Below are 17,297 nucleotides of genomic sequence, written 5' to 3' on the forward strand. Positions count from 1 at the left end.
TTGGCGGATTCGGGCAGAGAACGCGACTCCAATAGTTGGAAGAGGACCCTTGCGGGTGCTCTTCCTCCATCTTAGCGAATGGAGGAGAAAGATGAAAAGGCGTAACTGGCTGAAACCCGGAAGCATAAGACATTTGATTGCTTGCGGATTGGCGATGTTGACAGCATTTTCGATGCTTGTTCCTAGTGTGGCGAATGCTGGAATGGGCATCGGGGGTGGTGGCGTTGGCGGAGGTGGTAGCGTCGGCCCCAACGATGATGCTTTATGGCTTTATGACAATAATTCATATTCAGGCACTCCTGTACAAGGCTGGGGCGAAGATTCCATCACCTATGCATTGAGCCAGATTCATAGCCGCTTTGCAGCGTCGAATCCTGGAACGCCGGTGGGCGCCAGTTTCGATGGGAGGATTAAGCCGGTTTGCCGTGATGCAATCAGCAGAGCCATCGCGGATCCGACTGATGGGCCCGCAACCCAGGCACGTGTGGTCGGGGTGATGATGACGGTGTCGGCGACGCCTTCCATTGCCGGCGGCAACAAAATCAACTTATGGGGCACGAACGGATCGGATTTCATGAACCGGTTCCATGCTGATTGGGATGCAGTGAATCCCTCTGGGAGTTTGGCTGGTTGGGACTCCGGATGGCTCGCGCGCGGCAAATCGATGTTCGAAGACGGCATCAACGCGCAGGCGGCAGCCACTCCGTCTGGCGTGCAGGTGGTGTGCCTGGCGGTCAACAACCAGCAGCCTCCACGTGACTACACTCTCGGTCTGACCACGAGTCAGCAGATGCCGGCAGGCGTCGTTGTCGGCGCCACCGATCCGGTCCGTGATCTCATTCATGCTACCGGCAATGGGTCGCCTATCAGCGAGGATGTGAATGCGAATGTGACCCTGTATTATGGTGGCCAACCTGACGGCTATGTGCCGGGGACTCGAGTTACGAAAATCGCCGCGATTCATAACAATGGTGATTCATGGTCGCCATTGTTCGTTCCCTCGGATTTGGGTATGAGCCATTGGCAAGAGGGCCCATATTGGTTCGATGTAGGTGTGTACAAGCAGGGAAGGATGAGCGCCGATGCCGGCCATATCGGCTATGCCGACGCTGCCGAGCGCTGGGATATAGGTTCTTTGGCGCCTTCCGCACCCACTAAATCCGTGCAGGAGGGAACGAGTACGGATGGTATGTCGAACACGACCACCATCGAATCAGGCACCGGTCGGGGCGGTTACGAGCTGCATTTCAGGGATGTCATTGCTCCCAATGGTGTCGATTATGACGTGTCGGGCATGAAAGTCACGGATACCACTACAAATAGGGATATATCCGATCAATTCGTGATGAATTGGGACCGGTCCACCAACACGGTCAGGGCCGACCGCTCGAAGGATATAGGGGAGATGCCCGCCGACCACGTTTTCCGGTTTGAGTTCAAGGTAGGGGTGCACAATCCGACTACCAACCAGGTGGGGGACACGGCTTCGGTCTCGTGGAATAAAAAAGCCTTTGTGGACACCCCACATTATGAATTCCCAACGCGTAGCCCTGACCCGAACAAGGCATGGACCACTGACCCCAATGAGTCCTTGTCCGTTTCAGATCCCAACCATACGAATCAGGCAGGCAGCGACGGCAGGGCGTTTGTTCCGGGCGACCGGGTTTCCAGCGTGGTCAACGGCACTTTGCCCAAGGACCTGATAGAGGATCTTTCGCAATATTCGTTGAGCGATGACTGGTCGGATGCCTCTCGTTATCTCGATTTCCCCAACGAAAACGCTAGAGTGTATGTCGGCGGCATCGATCGCACCGCCGATTTCAGTATCACCACCACCGGTTTCAAGACAACGGCCGTGGCCCGTCAGTCGATGCTTGCCGGCAGTGCGCATCAAGGCAATGATCGGGTGGTCAAGTTGGTGCTTGATGGCAGTTTCAAGTCGGAGACGACGGCCACCGATGCCGTGTCCATGAACAATTCCGGCACAGAGCGATTCAATGGGCAGGATGCGGATACGAATACGCCTTCAGTGTTTGTGCGCAGCCCGAATCCAGACAAGGCATGGGTCATGGACCCAACGGAAGCCAAAAATACCGAGGACCCTGGGCATACCAATAATGTGGCGGCCGACAACAAAACATACGTCACCGGCGACGATGTGACCGTCTTTGTCGGCGGGACATTGCCCAAGAACCTGGCCAAGGATCTGGACCAATATGCCATTACGGATGATTGGTCGCAGGCCGCTCCATATGCCCACTTCTCCAGCAATCGGACCAATGTCTTCGTCGATGATGTGGATCGCACCCGCGACTTCGACATCGAGACCAACGGGAATGTGACCACCTCCAGGGCAAAGCCGGCGATTCTTAACGGCAGTGGCAAGCAGACGCGGGATCACAAGGTTAAAATGATACTGATGGGCATCATGCCCAGAAACCTTGATGCGCACACGACCAAAACCCTCGTCAACAAGGGCAGTGAGCAGTGGAACGGGAAAACGGCTGCCACGAATACGCCACGGGTGTATGTGTGGAGCCCAAACCCCGACAAAAGCTGGGTGCGACTGGATGGCGAAGGCAAATGGAAGTTGGCCATCGACCCGAATAAGAGCAATGCGACCGGTGCCGACAATCTCACGTTCCTTGACGGCGACCAATTGGGCGCTGTGGTTAATCTTCCGATAACCGACCCGAGCGCGCTGCAACATCGTATCAACCAACTTTCGTTGACCGATGACTACGCGAAGGTCGACTACTTGGTCGATCCCCAAGCACTTTCCAAAGTGCGTGTTTACATGGCAGCGACCTCCTCAAGCAGCGAGTCAAGCGTTGATGCGATCAACGAAGTCGCAGGCTCCGATGTCACCGAGGAATTTGACATTTCCCAGTCAGCTCCAACGAAGATCACGGCAACTGCCAAGCGCGGTTGGCTTACCACGCTTTCGCGTCACGCCGGTCCGGTCCAGATCACGATGTTCGTGCCTTTCGTGGCGAACTACGCCAACGGCATGGGTGCCGCGAAAGTGCGTGAGGACTTCCATAAAGGGCCCGGCGACGAGCTTGTCTTCGGTGCGAATCCTGCCGGAACCGATTTACTGAATGAAGGCTTGATCTGCGTCAATAGGCAAGTCGAATACACCAATTTGCCGAAGATCTACGGTTACTTGCCGTCGGTGAAGAAGGATGTGGTCAGCGAGGCCTCGCAAGGCGGCGATCAGGGTTCTGTGGACGGCAAAGTAGTTTACCCCGGTCAGAAGGTCGAATATGATTTGGACACCCAATTACGTTTGCCCTCCTTGGCTTATGCGGTAAAAACCATTGTGTTCACCGATCGCTATGACCGCTACCTCAAGCCCGACAAACAGACGCTTGAGCTGATGGATCTCAACAGCGGACGCATGATACCCAAGTCGAAATACGTGACCAAGTGGGAAGACACGGCGCATGAGGTCGCGGTTTCTCTAACCGACACTGCCCTCATCTCCCAGTGGCAGGCTGGAGGCACGCCGCGATTACAGCTGCGGTTGGAAGGTACTGTGTCTGCTGATGCGCCAACTGACCATAGGATTGGCAACCAGTGGATGCTCACCCTGAACAACTCCGTGACCCCAAGTAATGAGGTGTTCAACATCCCATCTGCCCTGAATCCCGCCAAACACGATTTCCAAAGCTCGAAGCAGGGCGATCCCACCGTCTCCATCGACGGGAGGACGTTGCTTCTTGGCGACAGCGGAAATTATGCCATCGATTTGGACGCCACCCAGACGGGTCAGGCCTATAAAGTCTGGAGACTTGGAATCGTCGATGATTTCAACGAGGAATATCTCAAGGTCGACCCTACGGATATTTCGGTGACCGGCGATGACGGCCTGGACTATACCGCGAAATTCAACATCAAGATTCATGACGGCGTGCTTTACGTCTTCGCCAAAACGGTGGATACTTTCGTAGCGGCAACGGCGGCGACGCTGAAAGGCGACCCTCAACCCAAGGATCTGCAGGCGTATGCCTCGCAAGACAAGTATGACCCGCTTGCCGATCCCGCGATTGACCAATCGTTGCTTGGCCAGCGCTATCACATTGTGATGCCATACAAAGTGCAAAAGGTCAGTGATGGATATGTCGTCAAGAATAAGGCCGTCCAAGTCGAGAACACGATACGCAAAGAGACCAACGAAGTGGGCAACCCCTTGAAACCGATCAACCCCGCCAAGGATGTGATCGTCCAGGTCGGCGGCGAATCCGTGAACGGCTCCAGCGTCTATAAGGGCAGCACGTTCCTCTATCAGCTCGACAGCTCCGTTCTGCCTGCGAATCGCGCCTATCCGCGAGTTGATGGGTGGAATATCGTCGATAACCTCGATTCGGACTATGACCAGTACACCGGCCAATGGGCCGTATACGCGACCCGTGATCTGCATGGTGCGGACGGCAGGGTGATCGCACGCAAGGGGGATAGAATTGCCGGCAACGGATTCGATGCTATTGACAAATTCGGCGGCGATTTGTTCACCCTTGTGACAGATAACGGTGGTGTTTCGCTTCGCGGTTCCGGCGGTGCGGCTTCCGGGCAGGCCGAGCACCTGCAGATCACTGTCGCCGCAACTGAAGCCTATCGTCAACTGGTTTCCCAAGACGAGGCGAATGAACAAGGTTGGCGTGCCTATATCCAAGTCGCTCGGATGAAACCGACCGAGCGCCACGAGAACAGGTTCATCGAGACCCTCAACGGTCAAGCGAACGAATCGAACGTGGTGTGGACCCGAACGCCGGACCTGGTTCCTTCGCTGCATATCGAAAAGTGGGACAAGCCCAGCGGTTGGTCGAAAGGCGACCGCGACAATCCGGATGACGCGTTCAACGTCGACGGAGACACCGAAATCGTCTTCACCATCACCAACACCAGCGACCACGAAGGTGGGCATGGGGCGCTGTTCAAGGCCAGTGACCTGAAAATCAGCGATACCACCCTTGCCGGCGATGGTGCGGTGAGTGGTTTCAGGTATCCTGCCGGGTGGTCGAACCTCGTGCTGAAGCCTGGAGAGCATGTCGATGTGGTCGGCACGCTCAAAGACGTGACGGCAAGGCATATGGACCGGGCGAAAGTCACCGGGATTCCGCTCGTCGCTCTTCAGGGCGTGGATGCGAATCCTTGGGCACATGGTTCCGAGGACGAGGGGACCACCGCTCATGGCGGCGAAGGTTCGGCTTCTTCGGCCGGTGAAACAGCCGAAGAAGAAACCGGCGGGCCGGCTTCGGGTGGTGCCGATTCTTCCGGGATCGTGGCCGGCCAAGTGCCCGGTATCGCCGAAACGTGGCTTCCGGGTTCGAGCGATTTGCATGCGAAGACCGTCAAAATCGGAGGCCAAACCATGAATGTGATGCAGCCGGTGTCCTCCAACCTTGACGATTGGAACGGTTTGCGCAAGGTCGATCAGTCCGCTGCCGCTCCTGCTCCCGTTCCCGCTGCTCTGGTCATCAGCGGGGCATCCATCACCCTGTTGTTGCTTGTCGCCGGCGCGTTCCTCTTCGGTGCACTTCTGTTGGAAGTGCTGAAACGCGACCGATACTGCCCTCGGCATCGGTGATTTGAAGTGCCAGTGTCGTCTGCTTCCGGGGTTTCCGAAAATTTGGAAGCCCCGGACTCCCGGTTCTGCGAATCAATCAAATTCAGCAACCATTCAGCTTACGTTCAAGAATATCTGCCGAAAGTAGCGGAATTTCTTGGGCTTTGCCACAGCGCCCGCCCATGATGACCTTGTTCAATATAACCAACCGACGCAGAAAGGTGGGCAAACGGTCATCCGTTTATCCTTTTTCTGGTCGAGGCGATATGGGCACTTGCGATTTATGGGGGTGCGGGTAGCTATTTCGCCAATAGGCAGTCATTTGATTCGTCTGCCGGTATCCGGCAGGCGCACAGGAATACGAACAGGAGCATCAATATGGACAAGAATACGAACGACAACGTAACGAAGAACAAGAACGCCAATGGTGGGACGAAAGCTGAAACTGCGGCGGATGTCCAAAATGCCGCCGGTAACGATACTGACGCCACTATGAATATGCGTCCCGAAAGCCACTCGGACACAAACGTCAAGGGAAATACTGGGGAAACGACTACACCATCAGGTACCAATCCTGCAAATACTTCTGTATTCACCCCAACCGATGGCAACGCTTATGGTGGTAGCCCGTCGACTTCTGCTTATGGAGCCACAGCCGGATACCCGCCGTATCAGTCGCCGAATGGTCCCAATAGCCAGCCTGGTGGCAGCGCAGGATTTGGGACCAACGGTCAGCAGCGTGGTGCCGGCAGCTTTGCAGGCAGCCACCAGCCGATGGGCGGGAACGGTTTCGCAACGAATGGCCAGCCGATTGGTGGCGCGAGTTACATGGCCAACGGTGAGTCGGTCGGTGCCGGCAGTTTCGCCGCAACCGGCACCTTCCACCCTGGCCAGAAGCCGAATGAACATTCCGGCAAGATGTGGGGCGCGATTATCGGCATCGCCCTCGTTTGCGGCTTGGCCGGTGGCGCGATCGGAGGGTTCGCCACCGCGAAATCGGTGGTGCCTTCGCAAAGCCAGCAAATGGAACGCCAGATGCCTTCGGGCCAGGGCCGTAGAGGCATGGGCCAGATGCCCGGTGCCAGCGGTCAGTCTATGGATGACAGCGGTCAGTCCGGCCTGTCCGGGCAGGATGGGTCCGGATTGTCCGGGGATTCTGGGCAATCAGACGGATCCGGATCGTCCGACGATTCGAATCAATCCGATTCAATGGGTTCGGCTGACGGCTCGGACATGTTCGGTGGTTCCGATTCTCAAAACAGCGGCAGCGGAAGTCACTCCGGAAAGTCCCGTAGCGGTATGTCCGATTCCTCCGGAAGCCGTTCCAAGGGGACAAGCTCATCACAAACGGATACTTCTTCCAGCTCTGGAAGCTCGACGTCAGGTGTCGCCGGAAGCTCGGCTTCAGAAGACCCGGGCGCTTCGTTAACCATTGCCGATACGACGTTGCGGGAAGCATGAGGTGAGCGCGACTTTAAACAATAGAAGAATATACGATTTGATAATGGCCTCGGTCTGTCCCGGGGTCATTTTTCATGCCTTTTGCGGCGTCATCGCAACATCGGACGGGTGATATATAACATTCGTTTCAACGACGAGCTACCGGTTTATCGCATCCAGATAACGCTCAGCAAACTTCCATGGTATTGGCGACAGGTTTCGGGCTTCGTCCCACGATTGCCTGAGTGTATATCCAAAATCGTCGTGTGTACTGTCATTATGACAACACAACAGCAGCCGCAAACGGCACAACATGGTTTTCATTCCATCAACGTAACCGAGAAGACCGGGCGTAACCTGCCCAATCCTCCCAACTTTGTCTCCATCGCCGAGCGCGTGGGAAAGCCGGCGTACGTGGATGCCGACATCGTCATCCCCGTCTACAACGAGCGGGAGCAGCTCGCCGACTCGGTCCTCGCCTTGATGCGGTTCCTTGTCTCGTCGCGTAATAGCCGGTTCCTGACGCAATCCCAGCCGTCCTATTTCCCGCTATACAGCTGGAACATCGTCATCGCCGACAACGCGAGCACTGATGATACCTGGCCGATCGCCGTCAGTCTGGCCCGGCAATATCCAAAATTCATTCGCGCGATCCGTATTCCGGCAAAGGGCCGGGGCCTCGCGTTGAAACTGGCTTGGGACGAGTCTCAAGCCAAAGCCCGGGCGTATATGGACGTCGACCTTTCCACCGATATCCGCCTGACCGATGTGCTGGTCAATTCGATTTTGAGCGGTCAAGCCGAAGTGGCGAGCGGCTGCCGTCTGCTCGATGAGTCTCACGTCACTCGCTCTGCCAAGCGAGAGTTCATCTCCCGGAGCTACAACGCCTTGTTGCGAACAACCTTGGGCGTCACCTTCGAGGATGCGCAGTGCGGTTTCAAGGCAATCAGCGCGAAGGCCGCCGAATTTCTGCTGCCGAGAATACAAGACAACGAGTGGTTCTTCGACACCGAGCTTCTGACGCTCGCCCAGACTTACAACCTGCCTACCTATATATTCCCGGTGCGTTGGGTCGAGGATACGGGCACAACGGTCGACATTCCCGACACCGTCCGCAAAGACCTTGCGGGCATCAAACGGATGCGGCGCGAACTTGCCGCTTCACTCATCTAATCGTATCAATAAAGGACACATCCATGAACGACATGCCAAACCAACCAGGCAATTTAGGCCTGAACGGTGCCGAGCGTGACCCCGGATTTTCTTCGGCCACGAGTAATTACGGCAATCCCAACGATTCCGCCAACTCAGCCGATTCGTCCAACTCGTCCAAAACCACGGACACGGCTCAGACCGATTCCGGCCAACGTCCCAGTTTCGGACGCATCAGGTCCGTATTCACCGGCATTCCCGGAGGCCGTTTCGTCTCCGCCGACCCGGTGCGCACGGTCCGGCATTCCATCGCCCAAAAACGCACTTGGGTCGATTGGCTCGCTTTCGGCATCATGATGGTGACCACGGCGGCGATCATGTTCGTCAACCTCACGGCCAACGGCTTTGCCAACGAGTTCTACGCGGCCGCGGCTCAAGCAGGCTCGAAAAACTGGGAGGCGTTCCTGTGGGGTTCGTCCGATGCCGCAAACTCCATCACGGTTGATAAGCCGCCGGCCGCATTGTGGTTGATGGCGCTTTCCATCAGGGCGTTCGGCCTGAACTCCTTTGCCCTGTTGCTTCCGGAAGCGCTGTGCGGGGTGCTGAGCGTTTGGCTGCTATACGCTTCGGTTCGCCGGTATTGGGGCAATTGGGCCGGCATCATTGCCGGTTCGACGCTCGCCTTGACCCCGGTGGCTGCGTTGATGTTCCGTTTCGATAATCCTGATGCGCTGCTGGTTTTGCTGATGATTGCTGCTTCGGCCTCAGTTTTGCGAGCGCTGGAATATGATCCGGACCGCAAAGGCAATCGCAAACGTACCTTGTGGCTGGCGCTCGGCGGCGTATGCATCGGCCTCGGCTTCCTCACCAAGCAGATGCAAGTCTTCCTTGTCCTTCCGGGCTTTGCACTTGCGATCCTGATCGCTTCGCCGACCAAGTTCTGGCGGCGTCTGGTTGACAGCCTTGTTGCGCTCGCCTCGATGGTGGTCAGCGCCGGTTGGTGGGTCCTGCTTACTGTCATCGTCCCTGCCGCCTCTCGGCCGTATATTGGCGGATCGCAGAACAATTCGTTCCTAGAGCTCACCTTCGGCTATAACGGTTTCGGTCGCTTGACCGGCAACGAGACGGGTTCTGTGGTTCCCGGAGGTGGCGGAGGCCATGCAACCGGCCACGCAGGAACTGGAGCTAGCGGTGGCAAGATTTCCGAAACGCTGGGCAATGCCTACAGTGCAATGACCGGCATGGGTGGCGGTCCGGGCGGCGCTCCAGGCGCTGGTGGGGGCCAAAGTCACGGCGGCCACAGCCAAGGCGGTGGCATGTGGGGCCAGACCGGCATCACGCGTCTGTTCGACGGCGTCTATGGCACTCAGATTTCCTGGCTCGCGCCGATCGCCTTTGCCGGCATCCTCATCGGTCTCGCCGTTTCGATTCGCGTGCGCCGCACCGATATGCGCCGCGCAGGCGTGATGGTGTGGGGCGGTTGGCTCGTCGTCACTTGGCTGACGTTCAGTTTCATGGGCGGCATCTTCCATCAGTATTACACTGTCGCACTCGCTCCTGCGGTGGCCGTGATGGTGGCTGTGGCCGTGCAAAGTCTATGGGAACGGCGAGGCGCCTTGTGGTCGCGTCTATTGGCGACGGTTCTGGTACTCGTCAACACGTTGTGGGCCGCGCAATTGCTGTCCCGTTCGACTTGGCTGCCGTGGTTGCGCCCCACAGTGCTCGTTCTTGGCGGTCTGGCAACGCTTACATTGCTGATTTCGGCCATCGCCCTGCTGCCTATACGTTCGTTGCACTCCCTGCGTTCCGGTAATGGTGGCAAAGTGGTGAGCAAGATTGGCCTGATTGGTATCGCCTTGGCGATGCTTGCACTCTATGCCGGCCCAACCGCCTGGACGGGTTACACCGTCGCCACGGGTCATTACGGATCGATAGTCACTGCTGGTCCCGAGGTTTCAGGTTCGATGGGCGGACCCGGCGGCGGCCAGGGCGGTCCCGGAGGTGGTATGCCCGGTGGAGGCCAGCAAGGTCAGGGTCAAGGCGGTTTCGGTGGCGCTATGCCTAGCCAGAATGGCCAGAACAACCAGGGCAGCACCAACAGCGGAAACGGTGCCAACGGTGCGAACAATGCCAATGGCCCCACTGCTCCCGGCAACCGTGGTTCGAACCAGTTCGGTGGCCAATCTATGAATAATTCCAATGGTTCCGTCCGTTCTAATAATTCCAACGGAAGCACCACCGGAGGAGTGCCTGGTACGAATAGCCAAGCCGGCAAAAACAGCGGAAGTATGCAGAGTGTTCAGGGCAGCCAGAATGGTCAAAACGGTTTCACAGCCTCTGGCAAGTCCGGTCGCAACCAGCTCGGGGGAAACCAAGGTGGCGCTCGTGGTGGTCACGGCGGCGCAGGGGGCCTGCTCGGCGGTGATGGCGCGAGTTCGGTTGGTACCAAGCTTAAAAAGCTCCTGATGAAGGATGCCGACCAATACACATGGATCGCCGCGGCCACAGGTTCGCAGAGCGCGTCCGGTTACCAGCTGGCCACGCAGAAGCCGGTCATGCCTATTGGCGGCTTCAACGGCTCCGACCCGAGCCCAACGCTCGCGCAGTTCAAGCGTTACGTCAAGGAGGGCAAGATTCACTATTACATCGGCGGAGGCGAAATGGGGGGCGGCATAGGCGGCAACCAGATGGGCGGCTCGAACGCCTCCGGCCAGATCGCCACATGGGTCAAGGCCAACTTCAAGTCCCAGACGGTCGACGGCGTGACGATTTACGACCTGACTGCCGCCAAAACCGCCAAATAGGAAGGAAGACGATAACGGTTTTATAGAATAAGCGGTCGGTTTGATCTGCTCAAAGGCCAATCAAACCGACCGCTTTTGTTTACGGTTCACGCGATGTTTTCGTCATAACCGTTAACATGCGTGTTGAAAAATCACGTTGAATACTTCTTCTTGGATGCCACATTGAACGGATTCCGGTTCTGGGGCAGGGGCGATGTGCCTTTGCAGCGGTCAACACGGTTTGCCGACTTCACCGTTTTCGATTCTGGCTATCTCCATGTCCGTAGTGCAGACCTATTGATCGGTCCTGTCGAAACGTGCCCCAGCCGGGTTCGGTGCAAGCGTCATAAGCACAATCCAGAAAACAGCAGCTATGAAATCGATGATTCCGGCGATGACTACGGCAAAAGCGGTACCGGAACCGATATGTCCGGCATTCAAAACCAGCGTGCTGATACTTACATTTGCAGCCGAAGAGGCGATGACGACAATGATGGCGCCGACGGCGATCGAGGCTATCGGTAGTAATATCCACCATCCCGATTTGTTGGAGTCGTGGAGTCGGCGAATGCTTACAGCGAGTATGGGTACGAAGATCGCAAGTATCCAGATGACATCGAGCAGACTCCCGTTCCTGCCGAGAACGGTTTTGTCAATGATAAGCAATGCGAGGCCGACAACCAAAATAAGCAAATCCGGCCACCAATATTCGCTTCGGCTCGAACGTCCCGAGAATCTCAGATATTTCGCGAAGAAACGTTTGATGGCTTTTGACGGAGGGCAACGATAATACGGCATCTGCAACGTGGTCTCGCTGGCATTGTCGGCCGCTTCCCTTTCTTCTTGGTATTTGGCGTTTATCCGTGCGGCCCTGCGTTTGTTTGCAGGGAAGCTGAGCAGCGCAAACGGCTTTTTCGGGATGTTATCTGCGGGATCTCTTGAAATGTGGCTTTCCGGCTTTTCCTCGAGCGGAGGCTCGTTATCCTTGTCGGTTTTATTTTCGCGCGAGAGGCCAAAGAAGAGCAAGGCAAAAAGCAGGATCAGGACGACGACCGCGAACACGACGATTTCCGCAATGAATTTGAAGATTCGGCACACGGCGATGCTGACGATGGACACGACGATGAATAATATCCAGAAGATTCCCACTGCTGCTTGTCTCCTTTTATGTCATTGTGCAGCTCATTGTATTCCGCAGACCTGTCGTATCGGCCGGTTATCTCGTTGTGGCGGCGTTTGGTCCGCCGTTATATTTGGCGGCGAGGTTGCGATAACGTCGTTGTGGACTTGTTGCTCGCTGCTGTGACAGGCTGTGTAGTGACTGTCATCCGGAGGGAAGTATCGATAGCTAGGGCTGGATCGGCGCGGAGCGATTCGTGTCGATGCAAACTGTCCTCATTGGTAATCACCCGAGGTAAGTACCTTCCCGAGCCGTACACTGGTAATTGTCAGAAAATTCAGCAACCAACAAAGGAAGGCAATAGTGAAAGATCAAGTCGCAATCATCATGTCGATACTGTCTTTTTTGCTCGCGGTTATTTCGCTTATTCGAACGATTCGGCAACGTCCAGAGGCCTCATGGTCAATTCGTAGAACCAAAATGGAACAGCTGGTGTCCGCTGGACAAATGCCTACACTGGAACAGCTTCATGTCTCCAAAGGGTCGAGATATGCGGAGATAGACAACGACGGAGACGGCGATGCTTTTGCTGTGCGAGTTTTTGGGCACAATTGCAACGTGTATATAATGGATTGGAAACGTGACGAAGACGGCAAATGGGTCAGGTCGGGCGTCAATATGGTACCTGTAGTCAGAACAGGTGGATCCACCATGAAATTGATAATATGCCCCCAAAACGAAGCGGCAACAATACCGGATGACGCGGAAATCTGCATCCACTGGAGAAAATCCCCGACTCGACTGCGACGTTGTGGATACGATCATGCTCCCGTCGAAGGCCGCAGCCACTGGTGGAACGAAAAAGACTGGCAGATACACCATAGGGTCACAGAACGAATCAAACTGTGGATTGCGCACAGACAATTCCATCAGAATCCGAAGGACGCGGAAATCGATTCTGCACAGTCGGCACTGCTGCCGGGCCTTACTTCGACTCCCACCGATTGAGCTCGGCTGCGTCCAATGGAACCTTGTAGATATAGAAAAAGCCTCCGATTCTTCAATGTGAAACCGGAGGCATTGGTAGCGGGGTCAGGATTTGAACCTGAGACCTCTGGGTTATGAGCCCAGCGAGCTACCGAACTGCTCCACCCCGCGACGGCTGTTTAAGACAGCAATAATCTAGATTACGGGTAATAACGCAAATGTCAAGTTTCCGGCGAGTTTTTTGCTATTAGGGCAGAAACTGGGCAGAAGTGCGTCCATAATGGAACCATGCCTATCAAGATTGCCAGCGGACTGCCGGCTCGTGAGATACTCGATTCGGAGCGGATCTTCGCCATCGAGAAGCCCGAAGCGGAGCAGCAGAAGATCCGCCCACTGAAGTTGGTCATCCTCAACCTGATGCCCAAGAAAATCGAGACGGAAACGCAGCTGTTGCGTCTGATTTCCAAGTCGCCGCTGCAGGTCGACATCGATTTCATGAAGACCTCAACCCATGAATCCACCCACGTTAGCGCCGACCATCTCTTGAAGTTCTACGAGAATTTCGACGCGTTCAAAGACAACTATTACGACGGCTTGGTGGTCACGGGCGCGCCGGTGGAGCAGCTTGATTTCGCCGAGGTAGATTATTGGGAGGAGCTCACGCAGATCCTCGATTGGGCGCAGACCCATGTCTTCTCCACGATGTACCTGTGCTGGGGCGCGATGGCAGGCCTCAACTATCGTTACGGAATCCGCAAGCAGAATTTCAAAGAGAAGCTTTTCGGTGTGTTCCCGCAATATCTGCAGGACGAATATTGTTTCATCACCAACGGTTTCGACGAGATTTCGCTGCAGCCGCACTCGCGTGTGGCCGGCATGAACGAGGACGATATCGCCGCCAACAAAGACCTGCAAGTACTCACCTGGGGTCCGCAAACGGGCTCCGGCCTCATAGCCGCGCGCGATTTTTCCGAGGTTTTCGTGCTGGGTCACTGGGAATACGGCAAGTACACCCTACGTGACGAATACGAGCGTGACGAGGCCAAAGGCCTTACGAATGTGCCGTTCCCCGCAAACTATTTCCCGCACGACGACCCGACGATGGAGCCGCTTTTCTCTTGGCGTGCCCACGCGAATCTGCTGTGGCGAAACTGGCTCAACTGGGTCTACGAAACGACCCCGTACAATCTGCGGGAAGTTCCAAAACTTCGCGCAGAGAAGAAATTGGGCACCGACCGTTCAATTCGACATGAACCCGGTGCTCCGCGTAACGATTGTTTCAGACCGCTCGAAAATGACGGATATGGGCTCATTCCCGGGGCGGTCGAAGGCTGAAATATCTCGACATCAAGCTGTCTATTGATGTTAATGATTATCCGTAAATACTGGTATTGACCGTAATTGTGACCCGATTTACAATTTTTCGCAAAAGCGACGTACAATCATCACCGGTCATTCAAAGTCGAGAATCGTGCCGAGTGTGTCAAATTCAGCATAATTTCTTGTCACAGAAAGACCCGAGAAGTGAGATTGTCAGCAATTTGCATCGATTTGTGAAAAGCGACACTTCCATTTCCGCTGTGTGGAATAGACTGGTAAGCCTGAGATGAATCAGGGAGGACACATGATCGAAGCTGTTGGCGCGAATATGTTGTTGGCGTCGTCGGGTCCGGATTTGCCGGGTGTCAATGACTTCCTGCCACCGGAGATTCTTTTCCAGGGCACGCCATTCGCCATCAACCGCATCATTCTCATCCGTCTTGTTGCCACGGTCGTCTTGCTTGTGGTGCTCGGTATCACCGCAGCGCGCGCCAAGCTGATTCCTGGACGTTGGCAGGGTCTGGTTGAGTACGGCATCGAATTTGTGCGCAACAATGTCGTCTACGAAACGATGGGCGAGTTGCGTGGTCGCCGTTATGTGCCGATGATCACGACGTTGTTCTTTACGATTTTCGTCTTCAATCTCTTTGGCATCATTCCCGGTGCGAACATGGCTGCGACGGCAACGGTGACGATGCCGTTGGTCTTCGCCATCTGGGTGTTGATCCAGTATTGGATCGCTGCGGTTCGCGAAAAGGGCCTGTGGCACTATATCCGCGACGAATGCTTCACACCCGGCGTGCCGTGGCCCATTTATATTCTGCTCGCCCCGATTCAGCTTCTTGAGTTGCTGATTGTCCGCCCGGCCTCACTGACCATCCGACTTTTCGCCAACATGATCTCGGGCCACTTGGTGCTTGCCACCTGCCTGGCTTTCGCGCAGTACTGGTTCATCGAGGCGGCCAACAAGTTCGTCGGTATCCCGGTGGGCGGTCTCTGGTTCGTCGGCGGTTTCGTGATGACTCTGTTCGAGGCGTTCATCGCCTTCCTGCAGGCCTACGTCTTCGCGATTCTCGCGACTGTGTATATCAACTTGAGCTATCCGGACGAGTGAGAGGCCCGCATAGTCCAACAACAAAACGTGACAAGAAGAATTCAAGTTTTTAACGTGAATCCATCCCGTTAGAAAGGAAAACAAATGGATATCATCACCCTCGCAGAGGTTGCCGGCAACCTGAGCGTCATCGGCTACGGTCTCGCCACCATCGGCCCAGGCATCGGCCTCGGCATCCTGTTCGGCAAGGCCATGGAATCCACGGCTCGCCAGCCTGAGATGAGCGGCAAGATTCAGACCATCATGTTCATCGGTCTGGCTTTGGTCGAGCTCCTCGGCCTGCTCGGCTTCGTGGCTCTGCTTATCAAGTAGTCTCATAACTTGGCAAGAAAGTACAAACAGCAACAAAACGTGAAAGGAGGACTTCATGGTGACACTTGCAGACGGCGGCATTGATCTGTTCATTCCCAAGGTCTACGACATTGTGTGGTCCCTGATTATTCTCGTTATCGTCGCGTTGTTCTTCTACAAGTTCTTCATGCCCAAGTTCAACTCGATTTTCGACGAGCGCGCCGAAAAGATCGAAGGCAACATCGACAAGGCCAAGAAAGCCAGAAGCGATGCGGATGCGGCCAAGAAGAAATATGAGGACCAGCTCAACCAAGCTCGTGTCGATGCTTCGAAGATCACCGATGACGCGCGTACCGAGGCGACGAAGATTATCTCCGACGCCCATACCCGTGCGGACAAGGAAGCGGAGCAGATCACCGCGAACGCCCAGCGTTCGATAGCCTCGCAGCAACAGCAGGCGATGGTGAGTTTGAAGAGCGAGGTCGGGACATTGGCCACGGCCCTTGCCGGCAAGATTCTGGGCTCCAAGCTCCAGGACAGCGACGTGCAGACCAACATGCTCGACGACATGATCGACGATCTCGACAAGAAAATGGACTCTACGAAGTGATGGCGTTCCGGGATTTCCGGCAGTATGTCAGCACATGGATTTGAAAAGAAGTGAGGTGAACAATGCGAGGAGAAGCGTCAGTGAACGCCGACCGCACATCACGTGATTCCCTGGCCCCGAAATTAAGGGACAGGGGAACCGATACGTGGCGAATCGGCGAAGAGCTGTTCGTCGTCACCAATCTGCTTGACCATGATGCGCAGGTGGAGCGTTCGCTCACCGATCCGTCCCGGCCTGCTGCCGACAAGGTTGCGCTCGTCAAAGCCATTCTTGCCAATCAGGCCGATCCTTTGACCGTGGAGATTCTTGACGATTTGGTCCCGCGTAATTGGAGCCGGGTTGGCGATATCGCCAACGCCGTGGAGGATTTCGCGGTCGACGCGATGATGTATTACGCTGATGCGACCGACAGCACGCTCGCTGTCTCTGTCGAATTGGCGCAAATGCATTCCGCATTGCTCAAGATGTCGGTGCTGCGTTCCAAACTTTCCGACGATTTCGCACCGGTTAAGGCACGCCTTGATCTCCTGCATACGGTTTTCGGGGATTCGAAGCTCAATAAGGTGACCATGAGATTGGCCGAACATGCGGTCGCCAATCCACGTCATCGCCGCTTCCTTGAGACGCTTCAGTGGCTTATCAGCAAGTTCACCCGTCATATGGGCGAATCGATGGTCACCGTCACCACTGCCACGCCGTTGAGTATGGCGCAGATCAAGCGGCTTGTCGAGATTTACTCGGCCAAGCTCGGCCGTCCGGTGCATATCAATTCATCGGTCGATCCCGCGGTTTTGGGTGGTATGCGCGTACAGATCGGAGCGGACGTCACGGACAACACCGTGGCCGCCCAGCTTTCGCAGCTGCGTCGCAAAGTGACCACGGAAATGTGAGTGGACAGCGCGACCAAACAA

Annotated in this window: 11 protein-coding genes and 1 tRNA gene; 10 read left to right on the forward strand and 2 right to left on the reverse strand. The window is 55.8% G+C overall.

Annotated features, from left to right (window positions below; all coding sequences use genetic code 11):
- Nucleotides 1–154 precede the first annotated feature (154 nt).
- The 4 genes from PT279_RS01530 to PT279_RS01545 all read left to right on the forward strand — a co-directional run bounded on the left by PT279_RS01530 (nt 155) and on the right by PT279_RS01545 (nt 10,965).
- Nucleotides 155–5,590 (forward strand): LPXTG cell wall anchor domain-containing protein, encoded by a 5,436-nt coding sequence (locus PT279_RS01530; RefSeq protein ID WP_277164786.1) that lies wholly within the window; start codon nt 155–157, stop codon nt 5,588–5,590.
- Nucleotides 5,591–5,947: 357 nt separating this feature from the next.
- Nucleotides 5,948–7,030 (forward strand): hypothetical protein, encoded by a 1,083-nt coding sequence (locus PT279_RS01535; protein ID WP_277164788.1) that lies wholly within the window; start codon nt 5,948–5,950, stop codon nt 7,028–7,030.
- Nucleotides 7,031–7,288: 258 nt separating this feature from the next.
- Entirely contained in the window at nt 7,289–8,182 is an 894-nt protein-coding gene (locus PT279_RS01540; RefSeq protein WP_277164790.1) for a glycosyltransferase, read from the forward strand.
- Nucleotides 8,183–8,205: 23 nt separating this feature from the next.
- Nucleotides 8,206–10,965: a glycosyltransferase family 39 protein gene (locus PT279_RS01545; protein ID WP_277164792.1), complete on the forward strand. Its 2,760-nt coding sequence runs from the start codon at nt 8,206–8,208 to the stop codon at nt 10,963–10,965.
- Between the two features lie 273 nt (nt 10,966–11,238).
- Here the strand turns inward: PT279_RS01545 and PT279_RS09235 are convergent, their stop codons facing one another.
- Nucleotides 11,239–12,093 carry a DUF805 domain-containing protein gene (locus PT279_RS09235; RefSeq protein ID WP_277164794.1) on the reverse strand — a complete coding sequence of 285 codons (855 nt, stop codon included), beginning with the start codon at nt 12,091–12,093 and terminating at the stop codon, nt 11,239–11,241.
- Between the two features lie 334 nt (nt 12,094–12,427).
- Between PT279_RS09235 and PT279_RS01555 the strand changes: the two genes are divergently transcribed.
- Nucleotides 12,428–13,072 (forward strand): hypothetical protein, encoded by a 645-nt coding sequence (locus PT279_RS01555; protein WP_277164796.1) that lies wholly within the window; start codon nt 12,428–12,430, stop codon nt 13,070–13,072.
- 73 nt (nt 13,073–13,145) lie between these two features.
- Here the strand turns inward: PT279_RS01555 and PT279_RS01560 are convergent.
- Nucleotides 13,146–13,222: transfer RNA gene (locus PT279_RS01560), tRNA-Met, on the reverse strand.
- 117 nt (nt 13,223–13,339) lie between these two features.
- On the opposite strand from PT279_RS01560, the gene metA reads away from it, so the two are divergent.
- From metA to PT279_RS01585, 5 genes are all read left to right on the forward strand, one after another.
- Nucleotides 13,340–14,386 (forward strand): homoserine O-succinyltransferase, encoded by a 1,047-nt coding sequence (metA, locus tag PT279_RS01565; RefSeq protein ID WP_277164797.1) that lies wholly within the window; start codon nt 13,340–13,342, stop codon nt 14,384–14,386.
- A gap of 289 nt (nt 14,387–14,675) precedes the next feature.
- Nucleotides 14,676–15,485 (forward strand): F0F1 ATP synthase subunit A, encoded by an 810-nt coding sequence (gene atpB, locus PT279_RS01570; RefSeq protein WP_277164799.1) that lies wholly within the window; start codon nt 14,676–14,678, stop codon nt 15,483–15,485.
- Nucleotides 15,486–15,569: 84 nt separating this feature from the next.
- On the forward strand, nt 15,570–15,797 hold the full coding sequence (gene atpE / locus PT279_RS01575) for an ATP synthase F0 subunit C (RefSeq protein ID WP_277143542.1): 228 nt from the start codon (nt 15,570–15,572) through the stop codon (nt 15,795–15,797).
- A 58-nt stretch (nt 15,798–15,855) separates the two neighbouring features.
- Nucleotides 15,856–16,386, forward strand: coding sequence for a F0F1 ATP synthase subunit B (locus PT279_RS01580; RefSeq protein WP_277165206.1), 531 nt, complete (start codon nt 15,856–15,858; stop codon nt 16,384–16,386).
- Nucleotides 16,387–16,448: 62 nt separating this feature from the next.
- Nucleotides 16,449–17,276, forward strand: a complete 828-nt coding sequence (locus PT279_RS01585; RefSeq protein WP_277164801.1) for a F0F1 ATP synthase subunit delta — start codon at nt 16,449–16,451, stop codon at nt 17,274–17,276.
- The last annotated feature ends 21 nt before the right edge of the window (nt 17,277–17,297 follow it).

Origin of the sequence: Bifidobacterium sp. ESL0784, from assembly GCF_029433295.1 — a bacterium.
Taxonomy (GTDB): domain Bacteria; phylum Actinomycetota; class Actinomycetes; order Actinomycetales; family Bifidobacteriaceae; genus Bifidobacterium.